The organism is Streptomyces sp. NPDC004609, assembly GCF_042873655.1.
Classification (GTDB): Bacteria; Actinomycetota; Actinomycetes; order Streptomycetales; family Streptomycetaceae; genus Streptomyces.
Genome location: NZ_JBIALS010000017.1, coordinates 116,173 through 140,093 on the forward strand (window position 1 = coordinate 116,173; position 23,921 = coordinate 140,093).

22 protein-coding genes and 1 riboswitch are annotated in these 23,921 nt (G+C 70.4%); of the genes, 12 read left to right on the forward strand and 10 right to left on the reverse strand.

Annotated elements, in window-relative coordinates:
- Positions 1-41: 41 nt before the first annotated feature.
- Positions 42-254, reverse strand: a complete 213-nt coding sequence (locus ACFYT4_RS18735) for a hypothetical protein (RefSeq protein WP_389269761.1) — start codon at positions 252-254, stop codon at positions 42-44.
- Between the two features lie 129 nt (positions 255-383).
- Here ACFYT4_RS18735 and ACFYT4_RS18740 point away from each other — a divergent pair, with 129 nt between their 5' ends.
- Complete coding sequence (locus tag ACFYT4_RS18740; protein ID WP_389269763.1) at positions 384-1,358, forward strand: carbohydrate kinase family protein; 975 nt, start codon at positions 384-386, stop codon at positions 1,356-1,358.
- Between the two features lie 538 nt (positions 1,359-1,896).
- Here ACFYT4_RS18740 and ACFYT4_RS18745 read toward each other — a convergent pair.
- Positions 1,897-3,288: a cysteine desulfurase/sulfurtransferase TusA family protein gene (locus ACFYT4_RS18745; RefSeq protein WP_389269765.1), complete on the reverse strand. Its 1,392-nt coding sequence runs from the start codon at positions 3,286-3,288 to the stop codon at positions 1,897-1,899.
- A 342-nt stretch (positions 3,289-3,630) separates the two neighbouring features.
- Between ACFYT4_RS18745 and coxB the strand changes: the two genes are divergently transcribed.
- From coxB to ACFYT4_RS18765, 4 genes are all read left to right on the forward strand, one after another.
- Complete coding sequence (gene coxB, locus ACFYT4_RS18750) at positions 3,631-4,626, forward strand: cytochrome c oxidase subunit II (protein ID WP_389269767.1); 996 nt, start codon at positions 3,631-3,633, stop codon at positions 4,624-4,626.
- The gene (gene ctaD, locus ACFYT4_RS18755; RefSeq protein WP_389269769.1) at positions 4,623-6,353 is read left to right on the forward strand and encodes a cytochrome c oxidase subunit I; all 1,731 of its coding nucleotides are present in this window, start codon (positions 4,623-4,625) and stop codon (positions 6,351-6,353) included. The genes coxB and ctaD overlap by 4 nt, the downstream gene beginning before the upstream one ends.
- Entirely contained in the window at positions 6,350-6,748 is a 399-nt protein-coding gene (locus tag ACFYT4_RS18760) for a cytochrome c oxidase subunit 4 (RefSeq protein WP_389269771.1), read from the forward strand. The genes ctaD and ACFYT4_RS18760 overlap by 4 nt, the downstream gene beginning before the upstream one ends.
- A 197-nt stretch (positions 6,749-6,945) precedes the next feature.
- Positions 6,946-8,190, forward strand: coding sequence for an Ig-like domain-containing protein (locus ACFYT4_RS18765; protein ID WP_389269773.1), 1,245 nt, complete (start codon positions 6,946-6,948; stop codon positions 8,188-8,190).
- A gap of 215 nt (positions 8,191-8,405) precedes the next feature.
- Here ACFYT4_RS18765 and ACFYT4_RS18770 read toward each other — a convergent pair whose 3' ends face one another.
- A complete protein-coding gene (locus ACFYT4_RS18770) occupies positions 8,406-8,807 on the reverse strand; it encodes a hypothetical protein (RefSeq protein ID WP_389269775.1) in 402 nt (133 codons plus the stop codon).
- Between the two features lie 251 nt (positions 8,808-9,058).
- Here ACFYT4_RS18770 and ACFYT4_RS18775 point away from each other — a divergent pair, with 251 nt between their 5' ends.
- The 6 genes from ACFYT4_RS18775 (at position 9,059) to ACFYT4_RS18800 (ending at position 16,631) form a co-directional block, all read left to right on the forward strand.
- On the forward strand, positions 9,059-9,679 hold the full coding sequence (locus tag ACFYT4_RS18775) for a heme-copper oxidase subunit III (RefSeq protein ID WP_389269777.1): 621 nt from the start codon (positions 9,059-9,061) through the stop codon (positions 9,677-9,679).
- 94 nt (positions 9,680-9,773) lie between these two features.
- Positions 9,774-10,583, forward strand: a complete 810-nt coding sequence (locus ACFYT4_RS18780; RefSeq protein WP_389269779.1) for a c-type cytochrome — start codon at positions 9,774-9,776, stop codon at positions 10,581-10,583.
- Entirely contained in the window at positions 10,580-11,659 is a 1,080-nt protein-coding gene (locus ACFYT4_RS18785) for a Rieske 2Fe-2S domain-containing protein (protein WP_389269781.1), read from the forward strand. Before ACFYT4_RS18780 ends, ACFYT4_RS18785 begins: the two co-directional genes overlap by 4 nt.
- Positions 11,656-13,332, forward strand: a complete 1,677-nt coding sequence (locus ACFYT4_RS18790; protein ID WP_389269783.1) for a cytochrome bc complex cytochrome b subunit — start codon at positions 11,656-11,658, stop codon at positions 13,330-13,332. The genes ACFYT4_RS18785 and ACFYT4_RS18790 overlap by 4 nt, the downstream gene beginning before the upstream one ends.
- Before the next feature lie 153 nt (positions 13,333-13,485).
- Positions 13,486-14,550, forward strand: coding sequence for an anthranilate phosphoribosyltransferase (trpD, locus tag ACFYT4_RS18795; protein ID WP_389269785.1), 1,065 nt, complete (start codon positions 13,486-13,488; stop codon positions 14,548-14,550).
- Positions 14,551-14,944: 394 nt separating this feature from the next.
- Positions 14,945-15,062: riboswitch (SAM riboswitch) on the forward strand.
- A 180-nt stretch (positions 15,063-15,242) separates the two neighbouring features.
- Positions 15,243-16,631 carry an aminotransferase class V-fold PLP-dependent enzyme gene (locus tag ACFYT4_RS18800; RefSeq protein WP_389269787.1) on the forward strand — a complete coding sequence of 463 codons (1,389 nt, stop codon included), beginning with the start codon at positions 15,243-15,245 and terminating at the stop codon, positions 16,629-16,631.
- Here the strand turns inward: ACFYT4_RS18800 and ACFYT4_RS18805 are convergent.
- The 7 genes from ACFYT4_RS18805 to ACFYT4_RS18835 all read right to left on the reverse strand — a co-directional run bounded on the left by ACFYT4_RS18805 (position 16,586) and on the right by ACFYT4_RS18835 (position 23,457).
- Positions 16,586-17,791, reverse strand: coding sequence for a glycerate kinase (locus ACFYT4_RS18805; RefSeq protein ID WP_389269789.1), 1,206 nt, complete (start codon positions 17,789-17,791; stop codon positions 16,586-16,588). The two genes, ACFYT4_RS18800 and ACFYT4_RS18805, sit on opposite strands and share 46 nt — an antisense overlap.
- A 79-nt stretch (positions 17,792-17,870) precedes the next feature.
- Entirely contained in the window at positions 17,871-19,283 is a 1,413-nt protein-coding gene (locus ACFYT4_RS18810) for an SLC13 family permease (protein WP_389269791.1), read from the reverse strand.
- Positions 19,284-19,723: 440 nt separating this feature from the next.
- Positions 19,724-20,386 carry a response regulator transcription factor gene (locus tag ACFYT4_RS18815; RefSeq protein ID WP_389269793.1) on the reverse strand — a complete coding sequence of 221 codons (663 nt, stop codon included), beginning with the start codon at positions 20,384-20,386 and terminating at the stop codon, positions 19,724-19,726.
- Positions 20,383-21,951: an ATP-binding protein gene (locus ACFYT4_RS18820; RefSeq protein ID WP_389269795.1), complete on the reverse strand. Its 1,569-nt coding sequence runs from the start codon at positions 21,949-21,951 to the stop codon at positions 20,383-20,385. The genes ACFYT4_RS18815 and ACFYT4_RS18820 overlap by 4 nt, the downstream gene beginning before the upstream one ends.
- A complete protein-coding gene (locus ACFYT4_RS18825) occupies positions 21,938-22,339 on the reverse strand; it encodes a small secreted hydrophilic protein (protein WP_389269855.1) in 402 nt (133 codons plus the stop codon). Before ACFYT4_RS18825 ends, ACFYT4_RS18820 begins: the two co-directional genes overlap by 14 nt.
- 90 nt (positions 22,340-22,429) lie before the next feature.
- On the reverse strand, positions 22,430-22,711 hold the full coding sequence (locus ACFYT4_RS18830; RefSeq protein ID WP_389269797.1) for an Lrp/AsnC family transcriptional regulator: 282 nt from the start codon (positions 22,709-22,711) through the stop codon (positions 22,430-22,432).
- Positions 22,708-23,457 (reverse strand): rhomboid family intramembrane serine protease, encoded by a 750-nt coding sequence (locus ACFYT4_RS18835; RefSeq protein ID WP_389269799.1) that lies wholly within the window; start codon positions 23,455-23,457, stop codon positions 22,708-22,710. Before ACFYT4_RS18835 ends, ACFYT4_RS18830 begins: the two co-directional genes overlap by 4 nt.
- Before the next feature lie 194 nt (positions 23,458-23,651).
- On the opposite strand from ACFYT4_RS18835, the gene ACFYT4_RS18840 reads away from it, so the two are divergent.
- A complete protein-coding gene (locus ACFYT4_RS18840) occupies positions 23,652-23,894 on the forward strand; it encodes a hypothetical protein (RefSeq protein ID WP_389269801.1) in 243 nt (80 codons plus the stop codon).
- The last annotated feature ends 27 nt before the right edge of the window (positions 23,895-23,921 follow it).

Below are 23,921 nucleotides of genomic sequence, written 5' to 3' on the forward strand. Positions count from 1 at the left end.
ACGGTTCCCGGGTTCGCGCCCCCCTGGTGGACGGCCCGCCGTCAGCCTCCGTATCCGTAGTCGGACATCGAGGCGACGATCCGCGCCGAGGCGGCGGGCACGACGACACCATGGATCCGGGACGGCGGAACGGGCGCGGGCACGGCCGACGCGGGCACCGGCCTGCGCAGCGCCATCCGGGCGCAGTCACCCCGCAGCTCCGCGAGAGTGAATTCCGGTTCGCGGGAGGCTCGGGACGCCATGGAGTTCGTCATATCCGCACGGTACGCACCGAAGAGCCGGGGGAAAAAGATCTACTATCGGGTAGTTTCCGCCCTTCGGCCCAGCGCCGCGACCGGGTAGCGTGAGACGTCCCCTCCACCCCGCCACAGGAGCGCATCGCCGTGCGAATCGCAGTCACCGGCTCCATCGCAAACGACCACCTCATGACCTTCCCCGGCCGCTTCGCCGACCAGCTGGTCGCGGACCAGCTGCACACGGTCTCCCTCTCCTTCCTGGTCGACAGCCTGAATGTGCGCAGGGGCGGTGTCGGGGCGAACATCTGCTTCGGCATGGGCCAGCTGGGTACCCGGCCCGTCCTCGTCGGTGCCGCCGGAGCGGACTTCGGCGAGTACCGGGCCTGGCTCGACCGCCATGGTGTGGACACCGGGTCCGTGCGGATCTCCGAGGTGCTGCACACCGCCCGCTTCGTCTGTACGACCGACGCCGACCACAACCAGATCGGCTCCTTCTACACGGGGGCGATGAGCGAGGCCCGGCTGATCGAGCTGAAGTCCGTGGCCGACCGGGTCGGCGGCCTCGATCTGGTCCTCATCGGCGCGGACGACCCCGAGGCGATGCTGCGCCACACCGAGGAGTGCCGTTCGCGCGGGATTCCCTTCGCGGCGGACTTCTCCCAGCAGATCGCGCGGATGAGCGGGGACGAGATCCGGATACTGCTGGACGGCGCGACGTACCTCTTCTCCAACGAGTACGAGAAGGGCCTGATCGAGTCCAAGACCGGCTGGACGGACACGGAGATCCTCGGCCGGGTCGGCCATCGCGTCACCACGCTCGGCTCCCGGGGCGTCCGCATCGAGCACGGCGGCGGCGACCCCATCGAGGTCGGCTGCCCCGAGGAGGAGGCCAAGGTCGACCCCACGGGCGTCGGCGACGCCTTCCGCGCGGGGTTCCTCTCGGGGCTCTCCTGGGGTGTCGGGCTGGAGCGGGCGGCGCAGGTGGGCTGCATGCTGGCCACGCTGGTGATCGAGACCCTCGGCACGCAGGAGTACACACTGCGGCGCGCGCACTTCATGGACCGCTTCACCAAGGCGTACGGCCACGAGGCGGCCGCCGAGGTCCAGTCCCACCTGACCTGACCTGACCTGCCCGACCCCGACCGGAACCGAACCCGGCCTGGCCTGCCTGGCCCGAGTCCGGCCGGACCCAACCCGGCCGGAAGCGGCCCGGGCCCGGGCGCCCGGCCTGTTCCCGGCCCCCGGCACCGGACGGGCCGGGTCCGCCGCCGCGTCCGCCCGATCGCTCCGGGCCGCTCGGGTGGGGAAACGTTCACCCCCCGGCGGGGCGCCGGGACACCGGCCCCGCCGCACGGTCTCTCCTCCGCCCGAGCGGCCGGAAACGCTCCCCGCGCCGACGGGTGCCCCGCCCCTCCGCGTACGGGGCGGGTACCGCCCGGCCCGGGGGCGGCACCGCGGGGCAGGCACCTCCCGGCCTCGCGGGCGTCCGAGGTACGGGACCCGGCACGCGACCGCGGCCGGGCCCGGCCCGGGACGGCGGCCCACCCGGCCGAAGGCGACCCGGCCCGTTCCCGGCCCCCGGGAAAAGGGCCGGAAGGGGCAGGGCACCCATCCGGGGAAAGCGGACCGTCGACGTCCATGGGGACGGCCCGACCGCCCGCTACGACACGCGGCGCACCACGTACGCCACCCCGCCCCCGCCCCGCTCCTCCTCGCCGACGTACTCCTGGCCCCGCATCTCGCACCACGCGGGAATGTCCAGCCGGGCCGCCTCGTCGTCCGAGAGGACCGTCACCGTCGCGCCCGGCGGGACGTCGCCGATGACCTTGGCCAGCTCGATCACGGGGATCGGGCACCGCTTCCCGAGCGTGTCCAGCACCAGATCACCCCCGCCGGAGCCGGAACCCGCACCCCCGCCCGCGGCGGAGGCCGCCACCGCCCCCACCCGCCCGCGGACGGCCGAGACCACTTCCGGCAGTACCTCCAGAAAGCCCTCCACGTCCTCCGCCGTCGTACCGGAGGGCAGCGACACCCGTACGTTGCCCTCGCTGAGCACGCCCATCGCCCGCAGTACATGGCTCGGGGTCAGGGTGCTCGACGTACAGGACGAGCCCGACGACACCGAGTACCCCTCCCGGTCCAGCTCGTGCAGCAGCGCCTCCCCGTCGACGTAGAGACAGGAGAAGGTGACCAGGTGGGGGAGACGCCGTACCGGATCGCCCACCACGTCCACGTCCGGCACCAGCTCCGGCACCCGCGCGCGGATACGGTCCACCAGGCCCCGCAGCCGTACCGCCTCCGCCTCGGCCTGGGCCCGGACCGCCCGGAGCGAGGCCGCGGCGGCCACGATCCCCGGGATGTTCTCGTAACCGGCCGACCGCCCCGACTCCCGCTCGTCCGCGGGCTCCTGGGAAGCGAACCGGACCCCCTTGCGCACGGCGAGCAGCCCGACCCCGCCGGGCCCGCCCCACTTGTGCGCGCTCGCGGTCAGCAGCGACCAGCCGTCGTCCACCGGCCCCCATGCCAGCGACTGCGCCGCGTCCACCAGCAGCGGCACGCCCGCCGCCCGGCAGGCCGCGGCCACCTCCCGTACCGGCTGCTCGGTGCCGACCTCGTGGTTGGCCGACTGGAGGCAGGCCAGCGCCGTGTCCTCGCGCAGTGCCGCCGCGTACCGGGACGGATCGACCCGCCCGAGGCGGTCCACCGGGACCTCCGAGGTCTCCTCCCCGTGGCGCGCGGACGCATGCAGGACGGAGGAGTGCTCCACCGCCGAGACCACCACGTGCCGTCCCACCCGCCGGCGCCCGGCGAGGGCCCCCGCCACCCCGAGATGCACCGCGCGGGTCCCCGAAGGAGTGAAGACCAGCTCGTCCGGGCGGCATCCCACGGCCTCCGCCGCCGCCTCCCGGGCCGCGTCCAGCAGCAGCCGGGCCCGCCGCCCCTCGCGGTAGAGCCGGGCGGGGTCGGCCCACCCCTCGTCGAGGGCGGCCTGGAGGGCCTGGCGGGCGACGGGGTGCAGCGGGGCGGAGGACGCGGCGTCGAAGTAGGGCACCCGGCCACGCTAACCCCGGGACCCCGAGGGGGCGTCAGATGCCCACCGGAAGGGGGCACTCCGGGGGGTGCGGACCGTATGGCGAAGCTCGCGTCCCGGTGCCGGGCGGGGCGGGAAATCCCGAGGTGTTTGGGGCGGAAATTCCGTGAAATATCAGGGTGATTCCACCCCTTCGGGGAGTCGAACGGCGCGTTGGGCACCCTCCCCGCGCGACCCCAAATAGCGTCCAGTAGGGTTTGGTCCGCATAAACATCCAAACCCCTGCCCGCGTCAGGGCCGGCGACCGACCAGCGAGACGGCCGCACCCCGTCGCGCGGGCCGAGACTCTCGGGAAGGCGCTACGTGAGTCCCAACGGCTCCGACCTCCCCCGCAGCCAAGGCGCGGGTGGTACCCCCGCGTCGCGGCGCCCGATGCGGCGGAAGCTGCCGCAGGTGCTGACTGCGGGCCTGATCCTGGTTACCGCCACCGGTTGCGAATACACCTGGGAAGACTTTCCCCGCCTTGGCATGCCCACTCCGGTCACGGAAGAGGCGCCCATCATCCTCTCCCTGTGGCAGGGCTCGTGGGCTGCGGCGCTCGTCACGGGCGTCCTGGTGTGGGGTCTGATCCTGTGGAGTGTCTACTTCCACCGGCGTACCCGATCCAAGGTGGAGATCCCCCCGCAGACCCGGTACAACCTGCCCATCGAGGCGCTGTACACCGTGGTCCCGCTCATCGTCGTTTCGGTGTTCTTCTACTTCACCGCGCGTGACGAGACAAAGATCATCTCCCTCTCCGACAAGCCCGCCCACACCATCAACGTGGTGGGCTACCAGTGGAGCTGGGCCTTCAACTACATCGAGCCCGTCCCCGGTGTGACGGGTGACGCGAAGAAGGACAAGAACCTCAAGGCCATTCCCGACAAGTGGCTGGAGGACCTCCCGGAGAACGCGGGCGGTGTCTACGACGCCGGCATCCCCGGCACCCGGAACCCCCAGAACGGCAACCCCGGCCCCACGCTGTGGCTGCCCAAGGGGGAGAAGGTCCGCTTCGTGCTGACCTCCCGTGATGTGATCCACTCCTTCTGGGTGGTCCCCTTCCTCTTCAAGCAGGACGTCATCCCCGGGCACACCAACGCCTTCGAGGTGACGGCCAACCGGGAGGGCACCTTCATGGGCAAGTGCGCGGAGCTCTGCGGCGTGGACCACTCCCGGATGCTCTTCAACGTCAAGGTCGTCTCCCCCGAGCGCTACCAGCAGCACCTCAAGGAGCTGGCGGACAAGGGTCAGACCGGCTACGTCCCGGCGGGCATTGAGCAGACGACCCCCGCCAAAAACGCGGAGAAGAACCAACTGTGAGCATCCTCAACCAACCCCAGGGTGCCGCCGCGGCCGACGACTCGTACGAGAACGAGCTGCCCGTCCGGCGCAAGCAGCCCGGCAATGTCGTGGTGAAGTGGCTGACCACCACCGACCACAAGACCATCGGTACGCTCTACCTGGTCACGTCGTTCGTGTTCTTCGTCATCGGCGGAGTCATGGCGCTCGTCATGCGCGCCGAACTGGCCCGTCCCGGCACGCAGATCATGTCGAACGAGCAGTTCAACCAGGCGTTCACGATGCACGGCACGATCATGCTGCTGATGTTCGCGACGCCGCTGTTCGCCGGTTTCGCGAACTGGATCATGCCGCTGCAGATCGGCGCGCCCGACGTGGCGTTCCCGCGGCTGAACATGTTCGCCTACTGGCTGTACCTCTTCGGCTCGATCATCGCGGTGGCCGGCTTCCTCACCCCCCAGGGCGCGGCCGACTTCGGATGGTTCGCCTACTCCCCGCTCTCGGACGCCGTCCGTTCGCCGGGTGTCGGCGCCGACATGTGGATCATGGGTCTGGCCTTCTCCGGCTTCGGCACGATCCTCGGTTCGGTCAACTTCATCACCACGATCATCTGCATGCGCGCACCCGGAATGACGATGTTCCGGATGCCGATCTTCACCTGGAACGTGCTGCTGACCGGTCTTCTGGTCCTGCTCGCCTTCCCGGTGCTGGCCGCCGCGCTCTTCGCGCTGGAGGCGGACCGCAAGTTCGGCGCCCACATCTTCGACGCGGCCAACGGCGGCGCGTTGCTCTGGCAGCACCTCTTCTGGTTCTTCGGCCATCCAGAGGTGTACATCATCGCCTTGCCGTTCTTCGGCATCGTCTCCGAGATCATCCCGGTCTTCAGCCGCAAGCCGATGTTCGGCTACATGGGCCTGGTGGCCGCGACCATCGCCATCGCCGGTCTGTCGGTGACGGTGTGGGCGCACCACATGTATGTGACGGGCGGCGTGCTCCTGCCGTTCTTCTCCTTCATGACCTTCCTGATCGCGGTACCGACCGGTGTGAAGTTCTTCAACTGGATCGGCACCATGTGGAAGGGGTCGCTGTCCTTCGAGACACCGATGCTCTGGACGATCGGCTTCCTGATCACCTTCACCTTCGGTGGTCTGACCGGTGTCATCCTCGCCTCGCCGCCGCTGGACTTCCACGTCTCCGACTCGTACTTCGTCGTCGCGCACTTCCACTACGTCGTCTTCGGCACCGTGGTCTTCGCGATGTTCGCCGGCTTCCACTTCTGGTGGCCGAAGTTCACGGGCAAGATGCTGGACGAGCGGCTCGGCAAGATGACCTTCTGGACGCTGTTCCTGGGCTTCCACGGCACGTTCCTGGTCCAGCACTGGCTGGGTGCGGAGGGCATGCCCCGGCGGTACGCGGACTATCTGGCCGCCGACGGCTTCACGGCGCTGAACACCATCTCCACGATCAGCTCCTTCGTGCTCGGCGCGTCGCTCCTGCCGTTCTTCTACAACGTCTGGAAGACCGCCAAGTACGGCAAGAAGGTCGAGGTCGACGACCCGTGGGGCTACGGCCGCTCGCTCGAATGGGCGACGTCCTGCCCGCCGCCGCGGCACAACTTCCTCACCCTTCCGCGGATCCGTTCCGAATCCCCGGCGTTCGATCTGCACCACCCTGAGATCGCCGCTCTCGACCATCTGGAGAACAAGGGCGAGCACGCCCTCACCTCTGGGAAGGAGGCCGGCAAGTGAAGATCCAGGGAAAGATGTTCCTCTGGCTGAGCGTCTTCATCCTCGCCGTCGCCATCCTGTACGGCGTATGGTCGAAGGAGCCGGCCGGTACCACCGCGCTCTTCCTCGCCTTCGGTCTGAGCATCATGGTCGGCTTCTACCTGGCCTACACGGCCCGGCGGGTCGACGCGATGGCCCAGGACGACACCGAGGCCGACGTCGCGGACGAGGCCGGCGAGGTGGGGTTCTTCTCCCCGCACAGCTGGCAGCCGCTCTTCCTGGCCGTCGGCGGCGCGCTCGCGTTCCTCGCCGTGGCGGTGGGGTGGTGGCTGCTGTACTTCTCGGCGCCGATCATCCTCATCGGAATCTGGGGCTGGACGTTCGAGTACTACCGCGGTGAGAACCAGAACCAGTAGCACCGCGAGCGGCACCAGCAGTACCAGGACCGGCCCGGACCGCCACCGGCGGCACGGGCCGCGTCCTTGCCGGCGAGACCCCGTCAACGGCGCGTAGCCCGGGCCCGGGTCCCTCTCACTCCTGAGGGGGACCCGGGCCTCGCCCGTTTGCACGAACTCAGCGCGCCGCTGCGAAGTGATCTTCATAACGTGTTGATATGAACCAGACGCCGCGCTTTCGCACCGTATTCCGCTGCACGCTGCTGGTCGTGTCCCTCGGGGTGGTCGCGACCGCGTGCGGCGATTCCGACTCCCACCCGCTGTCGACCAAGCCGTTCGACGCGGCCCAGCAGGTGGCCCTCAACACCCCCAAGGGGGGCACGGTCGACCCCGACAAGCCCCTTGAGGTGACGGTCAAGGGCGACGAGGGCAGGATCACCGATGTGACGGTCGTCTCCGACGCCGGTCATCACCTCGCGGGGGAGCTGACCGCGGACGGTACCCGCTGGCGCTCCACCGGCTCCCTGGCCGCGGGTGCCAAGTACACGGCCAAGGTCTCGACGGAGAACCGGGAGGGCTCCCCGGGCACCCGTACGGTCGCTTTCGACACCTCACCGGCCCAGCGGTTGCTGACGGTCGAGTTCGGCCCCGAGGCGGGTACGTACGGCGTCGGCCAGCCCCTCATCGCGGAGCTGAGCCTCCCGGTCAAGGACAAGGCGGCCAGGGCCGTCGTCGAGCGCGCGCTCAAGGTCGTATCCAGCCCCTCCGTCGAGGGGGCCTGGCACTGGGTCGACAACGAGGTGCTGCACTACCGCCCGAAGGAGTACTGGCCCGCCGGAGCGACCGTCAACGCCGTCAGCAACCTCCAGGGCGTGAAGGTCGCGAACCAGCTCTACGGAGGCCCCTCCAAGGCGCTCAAGCTCACCATCGGGGACCGTATCGAGGCCATCACCGACGCCTCGGCGCACGAGATGACGGTCCTGCGCAACGGAGAAGTGATCAACACCATTCCGGTGACCACCGGCAAGCCGGGCTTCTCCACCCGAAGCGGGGTCAAGGTGATCCTCGGCAAGGAGTACTACGTCCGGATGCGGGGCGCCAGCGTGGGCATCTTCGGCGAGGAGCAGTACGACCTGCCGGTGTACTACGCCGCCCGGGTCACCTGGAGCGGTGAGTACGTCCACGCGGCGCCCTGGTCCGTGGACTCGCACGGAGCGGCCAATGTCAGCCACGGCTGTGTGGGAATGTCGACCGGAAACGCCGCCTGGTTCTTCGACACCGTGCGCGCGGGAGACATCGTCCAGGTCGTCAACAGCATCGGCAAGGAGATGGACACCTTCGGCAACGGCTACGGCGACTGGAACATGCCCTGGGACGAGTGGCGGCAGGGCAGCGCCCTGGCCGCCGGGATCAGGGACGGCAGCAGCCCCTCGGACTCGGCCCGTCTGCGGCCGCGGGTCTGAGCCGCGACCCCGCCGGGCGGCCCTGCGCACGACGGCCCGGTGCGGGCCGACCCGGGCCGGAATCCTCCTCCGGGATCCGGCCACCCGTCCCGGCGCCGCCCGCACCCGCCCCCCGGCCGGAGCGGACAGCGCTCAACGGAGAGAAGGCGGAAAGAAGACGGACGGCGCGAGAGGTCCGGAGCCCCGCTCCGGACCTCTCGCGCCGTCCGCCGCCGTCAGGCGTCCACGGCGAGCCTGGCACGCAGCAGCGAGGCCAGTGCGTCCGCGAACTCCACCGGGTCCACCGGGAGCGTCACCGCGGCGTCCGCGCGGCTCCAGGTGGCCAGCCAGGCGTCCTGGGGGCGGCCGATCAGCAGCAGCACGGGCGGGCAGTCGAAGATCTCGTCCTTGATCTGCCGGCAGACCCCCATGCCGCCCGCCGGAACGGTCTCACCGTCGAGCACGCAGACGTCGATGCCCCCCCGGTCGAGCCTGCTCAGCACGGCGGGCAGGGTGGCGCACTCGATGAACTCCAGCGGGGGAACGTCGGCCGCGGGCCTGCGTCCGGCGGCCAGCCTCACCTGCTCGCGGGTGTTGGCGTCATCGCTGTAGACCAGCACGGTGGCGGTCGGCTGCATCGTTCCTCCGCGTCGTCGGACCGGCCGGTGGATCCGGCCGGGATCCCTCGTCGGACCAGGCTCCGGTGCTGGGGTCCGCCCAGCGGCGCCGGGGCCTGTCCCTCGGGTCCTTGGGCCTGGATGCTACTCCGTCCGACTGCGCGTCAACAGCTGTTCGGACGCCGCTTCGATGGGCCGTTCGAGCTGGGACGGGACCACTGACACACCGAACGGCACCCCCCGGAGTGAGGGCGGGATAAGCGACCGACATAATGTCGGTCGTGGCGACAGCAACGACAGTAGAAACCGGGCACGCGCACCCGTCGGTCAATCGACCGAACCTCACCAGCGTCGGAACCATCATCTGGTTGAGTTCCGAGCTGATGTTCTTCGCGGCCCTCTTCGCGATGTACTTCACTCTGCGATCGGTAACGGGTGCCGACTTCTGGAGTGAGAAGGCAGACCTTCTCAACTTCCCCTTCTCGGCGGGCAACACCACGATCCTGGTGCTGTCCTCCCTCACCTGCCAGCTCGGCGTATTCGCCGCCGAGCGCGGTGATGTGAAGAAGCTGCGGACGTGGTTCATCATCACCTTCATCATGGGTGCGGTCTTCATCGGCGGCCAGGTGACCGAGTACGTCGAGCTCGTCAAGCACCAGGGCCTCTCGCTCTCGTCCGACGCCTACGGCTCCGCCTTCTACCTGACCACCGGCTTCCACGGCCTGCACGTGCTGGGCGGACTCATCGCCTTCCTGCTGGTCCTGGGCCGTACCTACGCCGCCAGGAGATTCACCCATGAGCAGGCAACCGCCGCCATCGTCGTGTCCTACTACTGGCACTTCGTCGATGTCGTCTGGATCGGCCTTTTCCTCACGATCTACATGATCAAGTAATGAGGGCGGGCGCCCACTGCCCGAAGCAGGCACCGCCTGAAACAGACACAGTCCAGAAGCATCGACGCAGAAAATCCTGACACCGGGGTAATCCGTGAAAAAGCTCTCCGCACGACGACGCCATCCGCTGGCGGCGATCGTCGTCCTACTCCTCGCGCTGGCGGCCACCGGGGGGCTGTACGCCGCGTTCGCGCCCGCGGACAAGGCGCAGGCTGATGAAACCGCCCAGTCCCTCGCCATCGAGGAGGGCAAGAAGCTCTACACCGTCGGCTGCGCGAGCTGCCACGGAACCGGCGGTAAGGGAACCAGCGACGGCCCGAGCCTCGTCGGCGTCGGCTCCGCCGCGGTCGACTTCCAGGTCGGCAGCGGCCGGATGCCGGCCCAGCAGCCCGGCGCCCAGGTGCCGAAGAAGAAGGTCATCTACAGCCAGGCCGAGATCGACCAGCTCGCGGCGTACGTCGCCTCGCTCGGCGCCGGTCCGATCACGCCGACCGAGAAGCAGTACAGCCCCACTGGCGCGGACGTCGCCAAGGGCGGCGACCTCTTCCGTACCAACTGCGCCCAGTGCCACAACTTCACGGGCAAGGGCGGCGCGCTGACCAACGGCAAGTACGCCCCCACCCTGGAGGGCGTCAGCGCCAAGCACATCTACGAGGCCATGCAGACCGGCCCGCAGAACATGCCCTCCTTCCCCGACGGTGTGATGCCCGAGAAGGAGAAGCAGGACATCATCGCCTACGTCCAGGAAATGAACGGCACGGAGGCGGAGAGCCCCGGTGGTCTCTCGCTCGGTGGCCTCGGCCCCGTCAGTGAGGGGCTCTTCGCCTGGGTCTTCGGACTCGGCGGGTTGATCGCAGTTGCCGTCTGGGTCGCGGCCCACACCGCTAAGGCCAAGAAGTCATGAGTAGCCAAGACATTCCAGAAGAGAACCTGCCGAACGAGCAGGGCGCCGGGCACGGCCCGGCCGGACACGGTGACGTGGCCAGGCACGGGGAGGACAGCACCGACCCGTTCGCCGACCCGGGGATGCCGGCCCACAGGCCGCGCATCCAGGACATCGACGAGCGCGCCGCCAAGCGGTCCGAGCGCGCGGTCGCGTTCCTGTTCACCCTGTCGATGCTGGCCACGGTGGCGTTCATCGCCTCCTACGTCATCTTCCCGGTCGACAAGATCGTCTACATCTTCCCGTTCGGCCATGTGAGCGCGCTGAACTTCTCGCTCGGCCTGACGCTCGGTGTCGCCCTCTTCGCCATCGGCGCCGGGGCGGTCCACTGGGCCCGCACCCTGATGTCCGACGAGGAGATCGCCGACGAGCGCCACCCGATCTCGGCGTCGCCCGAGGTCAAGGCCAGGGTCGTGGCCGACTTCGCGGCGGGCAACGAGGAGTCCGGCTTCGGCCGCCGCAAGCTGATCCGGAACACGATGTTCGGCGCGATGGCGCTGGTGCCGCTCTCCGGAGTGGTCCTGCTGCGCGACCTCGGCCCCCTGCCGGAGAAGAAGCTCCGCACCACGCTCTGGGCCAAGGGCAAGCAGCTCATCAACATGAACACGCACGAGCCGCTGCGCCCCGAGGACATCACCGTCGGTTCGCTGGTCTTCGCCCAGCCCGAGGGGCTGGAGCACGACGCCCACGACTGGCAGATCCAGATGGGCAAGGCCGCCCTGATGCTCGTCCGGATCCGTCCGGAGGACATCAAGGACAAGCGCGAGCTGGACTGGTCGCACGAGGGCATCGTCGCGTTCTCCAAGATCTGCACCCACGTCGGCTGCCCGATCAGCCTCTACGAGCAGCAGACGCACCATGTGCTCTGCCCGTGTCACCAATCCACCTTCGACCTCTCCGACGGCGCCCGGGTCATCTTCGGCCCCGCAGGCCACGCCCTTCCGCAGCTGCGGATCGGCGTGAACGCCGAGGGCAACCTCGAAGCCCTCGGCGACTTCGAAGAGCCCGTCGGTGCCGCCTTCTGGGAGCGCGGATGAGTACTACGTCTGACAGCAAGCAGCCCGAGCGCAAGGCACCCGCCGGTGAGCGGGTCGCCGACTGGGCGGACGGCCGGCTGGGGATCTACACCCTGGCCAAGGCCAATATGCGCAAGATCTTCCCGGACCACTGGTCCTTCATGCTGGGCGAGATCTGCCTCTACAGCTTCATCATCATCATCCTCACGGGTGTGTATCTGACGCTGTTCTTCAACCCGTCGATGAACGAGATCGTCTACCACGGCAGCTACGAGCCCATGCAGGGCGTGCGGGTGTCCGAGGCGTTCGCGTCGACGATGGACATCAGCTTCGACGTACGCGGCGGTCTGCTCATCCGGCAGATCCACCACTGGGCCGCGCTGATCTTCGTCGCCGCGATGATGGTCCACATGATGCGCGTCTTCTTCACCGGCGCGTACCGCAAGCCGCGCGAGGTCAACTGGCTGTTCGGCTTCCTGCTGCTCGTCCTCGGCATGTTCACCGGCTTCACCGGTTACTCGCTCCCGGACGACCTGCTCTCCGGCACCGGTGTCCGCTTCGTACAGGGCGCGATCCTGTCCGTACCGGTCGTCGGTACGTACATCTCGATGTTCCTCTTCGGCGGAGAGTTCCCCGGGCACGACTTCGTGCCACGGTTCTACTCGATCCACATCCTGCTGCTGCCGGGTATCATGCTCGCCCTGCTGGTGGGCCACCTCATCCTCGTCGTGTACCACAAGCACACCCAGTACGCGGGCCCCGGCCGGACGAACAAGAACGTCGTCGGCATGCCGCTGCTGCCGGTCTACATGGCCAAGGCCGGAGGCTTCTTCTTCCTGGTCTTCGGTGTCATCACCGTGGTCGCCGCGATCGCCACCCTGAACCCGATCTGGGCGGTGGGTCCCTACCGCATCGACCAGGTGTCCACCGGCGCGCAACCGGACTGGTACATGGGCTTCGCCGAGGGCCTGATCCGGGTGATGCCCGGCTGGGAGATCAACGCCTGGGGCCACACACTGGTACTGGGCGTGTTCATCCCGCTGGTGGTCTTCCCGCTGGTCCTGACCGCGATCGCCGTCTATCCGTTCATCGAGTCCTGGGTCACCGGGGACAAGCGCGAGCACCACATCCTGGACCGCCCGCGCAACGCCCCGACCCGTACGGGCTTCGGTGTGGCATGGCTGTTCGCGTACTTCATCATGCTGGTCGGCGGCGGCAACGACATCTGGGCCACGCACTTCAATCTGTCGATCAACGCGATCACCTGGTTCGTCCGGATCTCCTTCTTCGCCGGACCGGTCCTCGCGTTCATCATCACGAAGCGCATCTGCCTGGGTCTCCAGCGCCGCGACCGGGACAAGGTGCTGCACGGACGCGAGTCCGGCATCATCAAGCGCCTGCCGCACGGTGAGTTCATCGAGGTCCACGAGCCGCTCAGCCAGAGCGATCTGCACACGCTCACGGCCCACGAGCAGTACAAGCCGCTCGATGTCGGCCCCGAGGTCGACGAGAACGGCGTACGGCGCAAGATCGGCCTCACGCAGAAGCTCAGGGCCAAGCTCAGCAAGGGCTACTACGGCGAGGGGAACCAGATTCCCAAGCCGACGAGCGAGGAGTACCGGGAGATCGCCGCCGCCCATGGCCACGGCCATGAGGAGCACGAGGAGATCCCCAGCGGTCAGTCGCACCACTGACCGTCCGAACCCACCCGGCCGCCGGCACCGACGGCGGCCGGCCGGTCGCCACAGCGGGAGCCCCGTCCGTACGCCGGACGGGGCTCTTCGCTGTCCCCTGGGCTGGATAGGGTGGTACCCATCCCTATTCGCGTGTGGACCCAGGAGCGGACCATGAACGTTGTGACCCCGGTTGGCGGCGACAGCGGGCTGGCCCACACCTGGCCCGGCGTGCTGGACTCGCTGCTGAACAACCACGACCAGAGCGCGGACGCGACCGCCTGGGCGATGGACCGCATCCTCAGCGGCGAGGCGACCAACGCCCAGATCGCCGGATTCGCGGTCGCTCTGCGTGCCAAGGGTGTGACCGTCGAGGAGTTCTCCGGTCTGGTGCGGACCATGTACGCGCACGCGAACCTGATCGAGGTGCCCGGACCGAGCGTCGACATCGTCGGCACGGGCGGCGACGGCGCGAAGACGGTGAACATCTCCACGATGTCGGCGATCGTCGTCGCCGGTACGGGAGCGAAGGTCGTCAAGCACGGCAGCCGCGCCGCGTCCAGCGCGTCGGGCGCCTCGGACGTCCTGGAGAAGCTGGGCGTCAATCTGGAGCTGACCCCCGAGCGCGTCGCCGAGGTCGCCGAGGAGGCGGGCATCACCTTCTGCTTCGCGGTGAAGTTCCACCCGGCCCTGCGGCATGTGGCGACGGTGCGCAAAGAACTCGGCATCCGTACCCTCTTCAACTTCCTGGGGCCCGTGACCAACCCGGCGCGGGTGAAGGCGCAGGCCACCGGGGTCGCGGACCCGCTGATGGCACCCGTGCTCGCCGGTGTGCTCGCCGAGCGCGGTTCCTCCGCGCTGGTCTTCCGCGGTGACGACGGACTCGACGAGCTGACGACGACGGCGACGTCGCGCGTGTGGGTCGTACGGGACGGTTCCGTGCGGGAGGAGACCTTCGACCCGCGGGACATCGGCATCGACCTCGTCCCCGTCGAGGCCCTCCGGGGCGCGGACGCGTCCCACAACGCGGACGTCGCCCGCCGTGTCCTGGCCGGCGAGACGGGCCCGGTCCGTGACGCGGTCCTGCTGAACGCCGCCGCGGCGCTGGTGGCGCTGGCACCCGGCGAGGGACCGCTCACCGAACAGCTCGCCGCGGCGATGGGCCGGGCGGCCCGGTCGATCGACTCCGGAGCGGCCAAGGGGGTCCTGGAGGGGTGGGTCCGCGCGAGCCACGCGTGAGCCCCGGGGGCGGGCCGGGAGCGGGCTGCCTGCGGGGCCCCGGGGCGGGCCGCCTGGGCGTGCCGGTTGCCCGCGGTGGCCGGTCGCCCGCGCGTGCGGGTCGCCTGCGGTGGTGCCTTCCGTGGCGGGATCACGCCAGGGTCCGGGTGGCTGCCGGGGCACTGCCCCGGGCCCCGCTCCTCGATCGCCGGAAGGGCTGGATTCGCTTCTCCCCGGAGGCCGACCGGGCGGTGGGGGCTCCGGGGCTGAAAACGCCCGCCCCCGGGAGGCGATGCGAAGGACCGTCGTCACCCCGCTGGTCGGCTCGGGCGGCTGGGGCTCTGCCCCCGGGAAGAGCATCCGCGATGCGGGACCGGGTTGCGGGGGAGCCCGGCGGTGCCATAACGTTCCCGCAGGTCATGAGTGACAGCGACTTCGGCCCCGGCCCGCTGTCCGGCAACCCTCCGTCCGTGGCGGGGTGCCCCGGGTGAAGACCAGGCCGTGGGCAGCGAGGCCCGCGGCAAGCGCGGACCCCTGCGAACCCTGGGGTCCTGGTCCTCAAGGGAGCAGTCTCGTGAGCAAGCGAATGCGCTAGGGCAGTTCTGCCCCTTCTTCAGCACACCCTCCGTGACACGGGCCTTCCCCGTGCGCCGAGGCGACCCCCGCGCGGGGTCATCGAAGACATTCCGCCTTGTCCCCTGGGAGAATCCGCCATGTCCGCATGCCCCGACACCCTCGTCGAGACCGCCCCGCTGCCCGTTCTCGGGCGTGATGTCACGGTTCCGCTCGTCACCGGGGGAGAGGTCACCTACGCCGCCCTCGACTACGCGGCCAGCGCCCCCGCGCTCCAGCGCGTCTGGGACGACGTCGCCGCGTACGCCCCGTACTACGGAAGCGTCCACCGGGGCGCCGGGTATCTCTCCCAGCTCTCCACGGACCTCTTCGAGAACAGCCGCCGGACCGTCGCCGCCTTCCTCGGCTGCCGCGACGGCGACCAGGTCGTCTTCACCCGCTCCACCACCGACTCGCTCAATCTGCTCGCCACCGCGCTCCCCGCCGGCTGTGAGGTCTTCGTCTTCGAGACCGAACACCATGCCTCACTGCTGCCCTGGGGGTCGTCTCCCGCGGGGCGCGGGGGGAGGGACGTCCGGGTGACGTATCTGAACGCCCCCCGTACCCCCGGGGAGGCCGTACGCACCCTGGAGCGGGCGCTCGCCGACCGCGATCCGTACGGGCCGGCCCTGGTCTGTGTGACGGGTGCGTCCAATGTGACCGGTGAGCTGTGGCCGGTCCGGGAGCTGGCCGCCGCCGCCCATGCGCACGGCGCGCGGATCGTGCTGGACGCGGCACAGCTCGCCCCGCACCACCCGGTGTCGGTGCGGGACCTGGACGTCGACTGGATCGCCTTCTCCGGGCACAAGCTGTACGCGCCGTTCGGCTCGGGCGTGCTCGCCGGGCGGGCGGACTGGCTCCAGGGAGCGGAGCCGTATCTCGCGGGCGGCGGCGCGTCCCGGAAGGTCGCGCGGCGCACGGACGGCGGGGTGGACGTGGAGTGGCACACCACCGCCGCGCGCCATGAGGCCGGTTCGCCGAACGTCATCGGCGTGTACGCGATCGCCTCGGCCTGCAAGGCGCTCACCGAGGCCGGTTTCGACGCCCTCGTCGCCCGTGAGCAGGCCCTCGTCGCACGGATCCGGGCGGGCCTCGCCGAGGTGCCCGAGGTCAGGGTGCTGTCGCTGTTCGGCGACGACGCCCCGCGCGTGGGGGTGATCTCCTTCGTCGTCGACGGCTGGAACAGCTCCCACCTCGCCGCCGCGCTCTCCGCCGAGTACGGCATCGGTGTACGCGACGGGCTGTTCTGCGCCCACCCCCTGGTCCGCACCCTGCTGGGCAGCGAGCCCCAGGATCCGGGCGAGTGCGGGGCGCCCGAGGCCGGGGCGGGAGAGAAGTCCCTGAACGCGATCCGCGTCAGCTTCGGCGCGGGCACCCCCGACGAGCACGTGGAGCGGTTCGTCCGGGCCGTGAAGGAACTGGTCACCGAAGGCGCGCGGTGGAGCTACCGCACCGAGGACGGCCGCTGCGTCCCCGACCCCACCGGCTGACGGCCGGCCCCGGCCGGCAGCCGGGTTCCGATCAGGACCATCCGCAGGGCCCGCTCGGTCGCGTCGGTGAGGAACTCACCGCCGCGGCCGAGCGCCTCCGTGAGCGTGACCGGCGCGGGCAGGATCGCGCTGTACGCGTCCACCCCCACCGCGCGCACCTGATGCGCGCCCTCGCCGATCGTGCCCGCCAGCGCGAGCACCGGCCGCCCGAACCGCTTGGCGCGCCGGGCGACCTCGGCGGGCACCTTGCCGCGTGTGGTCTGGTGGTCGAGGGCGCCCTCCGCCGTGAGGACCAGATCGGCGCGGGCCAGCCGGGCGTCGAGGTCGAGCTGGTCGAGGAGCACCTCGAACCGGGGCAGCAGCCGTCCGCCGAGCGCGGCGAGCCCCGCGCCGAGGCCGCCGGAGGCGCCCGTGCCGGGGCCGGCGTACAGATCGGCCCGCACGTTCAGATCGCGGGTGAGGACGGACGCCCAGTTCTCCAGCGCGGCCGAGAGCTGCTCGACCTGGGCCGGGGTCGCGCCCTTCTGGGGGCCGAAGACACGGGCGACACCGCGCTCGCCGCACAGCACGTTGAACGGATTGCACGCGACCCGGATCCCGGTGCGCGCCAGCCGGGGGTCGAGGCCCGAGGGGTCGAAGCGCCGGAGCCGGGTCAGTTCCCGTCCGCCGCGCGGCAGTTCCCGTCCCTCCGCGTCCAGCAGCCGCGCGCCGAGCGCCTGGAGGGCCCCGGCGCCGCCGTCGGACGTACCGGAGTCGCCGCAGCCGACGAGGATCTCACGGGCCCCGGCGTCGAGCGCGGCCCTGATCAGCTCGCCGACGCCGTAGGTGGTGGTCGCCCCGGGGTCGCGCAGATCGCGCGGGACGAGGGACAGCCCGGCGACGGCCGCCATCTCCACGACGGCGGTGTATTTGTCGAGGAGCGCGAAGTGCGTGTCGACCGGGGCGCCCGTGGGGCCCGTGGCGGGCAGGGTGACGAGCCGGCCGCCGGAGGCCGCCGCCAGGGCGCGGGCCGTGCCCTCGCCGCCGTCCACCAGGGGGATCAGATCGATCTCGGCGTCCGGGACGACCCGGCGTACCCCCGATGCGATGGCCTCGGCCGCGGACTGCGCGGACAGGGACTCCTTGAAGCCGCTCGGGGCGACGGCGAATCGGGTCAGCATCGTGGGAACTCCTGGCGTGTGAGGGTGTTCGAGGGCTTGTGAGGGTGGTGCGGGTGGTGGTGACGGGTGCGGTGGAGCGTCAGCGGACGGGCACGCCGAGCAGCGGCCAGACGGCCACGGCGAAGAGCAGCACCAGCGCGGCGGTGAGCGGCGCGAGCACGGCGGACAGCCTCAGCAGATCGCGCGGGGTGTAGGTGGGGGTTCCGGGTATGTCGGCGAAGAGGGTGACGGGCTTGGCCGACGCGGGCAGCGTGTGGCAGAACCCGGCGGCGGCGGTCGAGGCCAGGGCCGCCGCGACCGGATTGACCCCGGCGCCGACGGCCGCCGCGACGACCAGGGGCACCAGTACGGACGAGCGGGCCGAGCGTGACTGGAGCACCAGATGGGCGGCCGTGGACACGGCGATCACCACCCCCAGGAACAGCCACGGCGGCAGATCCAGCGGTACCCCGCCCACCAGCCACTTCGCTGCGCCGGAGTCGGCGAGCGCCACGCCCATCGCCATCGTCGCGGCCATGAACAGCAGCAGCGACCACGGCACGGTCTTCAGCGCCTCCTTCAGCCGTACGGTGCCGAGCGCGGGCGAGGCCGCGACCACCGCGCCGATCAGCGCGACGACGGCCGGTGCCACCCCGTGCAGGGGCTCGCTGCACCACAGGGCGACGACGGTCGCGAGCAGCAGCGCGCACCGGGCCTCGGCGGGCGACCAGGGGCCGGTGACGGGCTGTTCGCTGTGCTCCTGGATCTGCTCGGCGGTGATGTGGACGGGTCCCTTGCGGTCCGCGCGCTTCGTGGTCGTGAACAGGACGGCCTCGGCCGCCAGATGAGAGGACACCACGGCGAGCGGCAGCCCGAGCAGCAGCCACTGGGCGAATCCGACCCGTTCACCGGTGGCCTCCCACAGCACCGACACGGTGATCAGATGCGCCCCCGCGCCGATCAGCGTCGCGACCGCGGACAGCAGGATGACGGTCGGGAACAGCAGCGCCAGCATGACGATCAGCCGGGTGCGGCCCGCCAGCGCCTTCGCCAGCGCCAGGAACACCGGCAGCGCCAGCGCCGCCCGGCCGGAGGTCGCGGGCACGGCGAACGCCGTGACGACCAGCGCCGCGGTCGTCAGATGCGTCAACTGCCGTACGCTGCGGGCCCCGCCGACCAGGAACGCCGCCGCCCGTCCGGCGAGCCCGGTCCGCGTGACCGCCGCGGCCAGCACGAACGCGCAGATCAGCAGCCACACCGTGTCGTCGCCGAGGGTGCCGAAGAGCGTGTCGCTGCTGATCACCCCCGTCGCGGTCAGCGCCAGCCCCGCGCCCAGGGCGATATAGGTGTCGTCGATCGGCGTACCGATCCAGGCGCAGGTGGCGAAGGTGAAGACGGCCAGGGTGATCCGCGCGTCGCCGCTGAGCCCGGGGAAGTTCCCGGGCACGGCGAGCAGCGCGCAGACGCTCAGTGCCACGCAGAGAGTGGCGGCTTGTCGCAGGTTCAGGCTCACCTCACCGAGGGTTCATGCGGCCGGTGAGGGCTCCATGAGCCGATGATGAAAGGAACTTCACGCGGGATACCGGGACAAGCGGCCTTCGCGGCCCGTCCCGCGACGCCGGGCGCGCTCGCGGAACGGCCCCGCGTCCCGGCGCCGGGACGCGGGGCGTACATCACCGGCCGCGGTGCGTCGGCGGCGTGGGGCTCCGGAGGGCGCGTGGCCGGCCGGGCCGTGTCCGGCGGCACGTGACCGATTCGGCGGGTATGTTTCCGCGGCACGCGGCGGTTCCGGGAGGCCGTAGGCGGGAGCCGGGAATCCGAGGGCGGGGAGAGGCCGGGCGGCCGGGAGCCGCGTGTGCGCGATGACGCGCGTGGGCGGTGGGCGGGCCCGGGGCGATCGGTGCCTGGCGCGAGGGGGCCGCGCGCGGACGGTGCCGGGGCCGGTGGCGGTGTTCAGTCCGGGAGCCGGTAGCCCATCCCGCGTACCGTCTCGACCCGGTCCGCCCCCAGCTTCTTGCGCAGCGCGCGGACGTACACATCCACGATGTTGGAGCCCGGGTCGAAGTCGTATCCCCACACATGGGACAGGATCTGCTCCCGCGACAGGACCTGCCCCGGGTGGCGCAGGAACAGTTCCAGCAGGACGAACTCCCGCGCGGTCAGATCCACCGTGCGCTCGCCCGAACGGGCCCTGCGGGTGCGCAGGTCGAGGGTCAGTTCGCCGTTGCGCAGGACCGTGACCTCCGGTGCCCGCGCGGCCGTACGGAGCCGCAGCCGCACCCGTGCCAGGAGTTCCTCGAAGCGGAAGGGCTTGGTCATCCAGTCGTCGGCGCCGCCTTCGAGGCCGGCCACGGTGTCCCGGACGGAGTCGCGCGCGGTGAGGACGATGACGGGCACGGAGACCTGGGCCTCGCGCAGTTGGCGCAGCACGGTGAAGCCGTCCCGTCCGGGGAGCCCGATGTCCAGGACGACCAGGTCGAAGCCGCCGGTCATGGCGTAGTCGTAGGCCGCGTCGCCGTCCGCGACGACCGTGGTGGTGAAGCCGTTCGCCCGCAGCCCCTTCTCGACGAACGACGCGATGCGTTCCTCGTCCTCGACGATGAGTATCCGGTTCACGGCTTCGCTTCCTCCTGGAGGGTGAGGACGAAGGTCGCCCCACCGCCTTCGGTGGGGCGCAGTTCCACCCGCCCACCGTGCCCTTCGGCGATGGCCTTCACAATGGCGAGGCCCAGCCCGGCTCCGGTGCCCCGCGCACCCCGGCGGGCGGTCCCGCGGCGGAAGCGCTCGAAGATCACCTCGGAGTCCTGCGGCTGGACGCCGGGCCCGGTGTCGGCGACGTACAGCTCGATCCGGCCCTCACCCGCGAAGCCACCGGACCCGGTTCCGGAACCCGTTCCGGAACCCGACCCGGAAGCGTCGGAACTGCCGGACCCCGGGCCCCCGGACGCACCCCCGGCGGCGGCGCCGATCCGCGAACCGATGCTGACGCGCTGACCGGGCACCGTGTGCTGGACGGCGTTCTGCACGAGCTGGACCATGGCCTGGGTGATGCGCTGGGGATCGAGCCGCACCTCCGCGTCCGCCGCCTCGGCCAGCTGCCAGTCCCGCTCGCCGAGCGCCCGCGCCTTGACGAAGACGTCCGCGGTCAGCTCCCCGAGCTGTACGGGCTCCGGCGCGACGAAGTCCGGCCGCTCGGCCTTGGCGAGCAGGAGCAGGTCCTCGACGATCCGGCTCATCCGGTCCAGTTCCTCCATGACGATACGGACCGTCTGCTCGCGCTCGGCCGGATCGTCGCCCATCAGCTCCAGATGCCCGCGGACGATCGTGATGGGTGTCCGCAGCTCGTGGCCCGCGTCGTCGACGAACTCGCGCTGTGCGGCGAACGCCCGCTCCAGCCGGTCGAGCATCGCGTTGAACGTCCCGGCGAGCGCGGCGATGTCGTCCTTGCCCTCCACGGGGATGCGCTGGGTCAGATCCTGCTCGGTGAGCTGTGCGGCGGTGGTGCGGACGAGCCGTACGGGCCTGAGGATGCGGCCCGCGACGACCCAGCCGATGCCGGTCGTCATCACGAGCGCGACCCCGGATACGGCGAGGAGCATACGGAAGACGCCGGTCGCCTTGGCCTGCTCGCTCTCCGGGTGGATGGCGACGACGAAGGCGGCGGCCGGACGTCCGGGCGCTCCGGACTCGATGACGACCTTGGCCCAGCGGATCTCCCCCTGGGGGCGGTGCAGGGTCCCGATCGCGTCGGGGGAGTCGAAGATCGCGGCGAGGGAGGCCGGGTCGTCGGTCAGCGGCAGGCTGGTCCGCAGTTCGCGGGACTGGGCGATCTTGCGGGGGGTGGGTGTGTTCTGCTCGAAGAGGCCGAGCAGTTCCTCGTCGGGGTCGGCGTACTGGCGGAGCAGGAACAGCCGGATCAGTTCGCCGGGATCGGTGAACTTCTTGCCCGTCCTGGGGTCGATGCCGTCCTTGACGAAGTTGGCGAACTCACTGGTCTCCTGGACGAGGAGGCCGTTGATCCGGTGGTCCACATCCCGCAGCAGCACCGAGCGGGTGGCCACCGCGACCGAGCCGAGCGCGACCGCCATCACGATGAGCAGCCACAGCAGGATGCGGGTCCGGGCGGAGACGATGTGCAGCCGTGCGGTGACCCAGCGGCGTATGGGTTCAGCCGTCGTCACCGTTGTCGTCTCCGCCCGGGCCGTCGTCGCCCTGCCCCGCGGACCCGGAACCGGATCCCGAACCGGAAGGGGAACCGGATCCCGGGGCCGTTTCCGTACCGGCGCCGCCGGGAGCGGCCGGACCACCGGTACCGCCGCTGTCGTTGCCGTCGTCGTCGCCCGGAGGGTTCTCGCTCACGGGCGGTCCCACCGTCTCGTCGCCCGGGGTGGGTCCGGGGGTGCCGGGTGTGCCCGACGGCGCTCCGGCGGGCACGTCGGTCTCCAGCTGCACCTTGGGCGGAACCTTGCGCGAGTCGGGGCTGTCGGTGAGGGCGTAGCTGGTCACCGCGATGCCGAGGGGTATCGCGACGACGGCGGCCAGGGCCGCGATGCGGTGGGAGAAGACCATGACGTCGATGGTGGCGGCGCCACCGAAGGCGCCGGATGAGGACAAGATGAAGAATTCTTCATCCGGGGGCGGATCAGGACCGGCCGCGGATCACGAATCGAGGCCGATCGCGAAGGCGGCCTCCAGGTCGTGCTGGGAGTACGTGCGGAAGGCGACGTGCGTGTCCGTGGCGAGCACGCCCTCGATCCTGCTGATCCGGCCCGGGATCACCTCGGCCAGATCGTCGTGCCGGGCGACCCGGACCATGGCGATCAGATCGTAGGTGCCGGTGACGGAGAAGACCTCGCTGACGCTGTCGAGCGCCGCGATCGACTCGGCGATCTCGGGGATGCGGTCCACGCTGGTCTTGATGAGCACGATCGCGGTGATCACGGCTGGCTTTCTCCCTCGGTGGCCGCTGCTTGGACCTTCACTCTAGCCGGACGCCTGAATCGTCCCCACGCGTAGAGGAACCCGGCCCCGAACCCCACCAGATGCGCGAGATACGCCACTCCGGGGCCGCCCGTGCCCGCGCCGGACGCGGCCAGCCACTGCAGGACGAACCAGAAGATCAGCACGATCCACGCGGGAAAGCGCAGTGGCAGGAAGAAGAGGAAGGGGAAGAGACTGGTGACGCGGGCTTTCGGGAAGAGGAAGAGAAACGCCCCGAGTACTCCCGAGATGGCCCCGGACGCGCCCACGAGCGTCTGCTCCGAGCCCGCGTTGACCGCGGCGTAGGCGACCAGCGCGGCATAACCGGTGCCGACATAAAAAAGGGTGTATTCCAGCTGCCCCATGCGCTCCTCGGCCATCGCGCCGAAGACATGGAGGAAGAGCATGTTCCCGAGGAGATGCAGCCAGTTGCCGTGGACGAACAGCGCGGTGAGCGGGGTGAGCAGGGTGCCGGACGCGCCGCTCATCAGTTCGTCGGGGATCACCCCCCACCGTTCGAAGTACGCGCTCTGCGCCGCGAGCAGCGCGTCACCGGTTCCGTACGCGGGGTTGAGACCGGAGACGGGACTGACGAAGAAGACCGCGCAGCAGACGGCGATCACGCCGTACGTCACGGCGGGGCCGGTCACCGCGCCGCGGACCGCCCCGCGCGCCGCTCCCAGGGCCCCGCCCCGCCAATCGATCACGGGACAGATCATGACGTAACCGAACCGAACGGTACAGGGTGCCTCGCCGTGCTTCCGGGTACCCGCGAGGCCATAGAGTTACGAGGAGTACACCCGCAGTCCGATGGCGCACCGCGGCACCCCCCATCCAGTACGGCGAGATCCGGTACGGCCGGCCCGTACGACAGACCCGTACGAGAAATGAGGACGGAACGATGACGACGGTTCCCTCGCCGACGGCGGACACCCGCTGGCGCTGCACGCTCTGCGGCAACCTCACCCGCTTCGATGTGACCCGCTCCTCGAAGGTCGTCGAGTACGTCCATCTGGACCTCGCGGGGGAGCCGAAGGTGGAGGAGCGCAAGGTGCTGAGTGAGACCATCGAGTCGGTGCGTTGCCGCTGGTGCAACGCCGTGGACGAGATCGAGCTGGTGGACAGGCCGGGCGCGGACTCCTGAAGGAGCGCCGGCGACGGTGCCGACGGG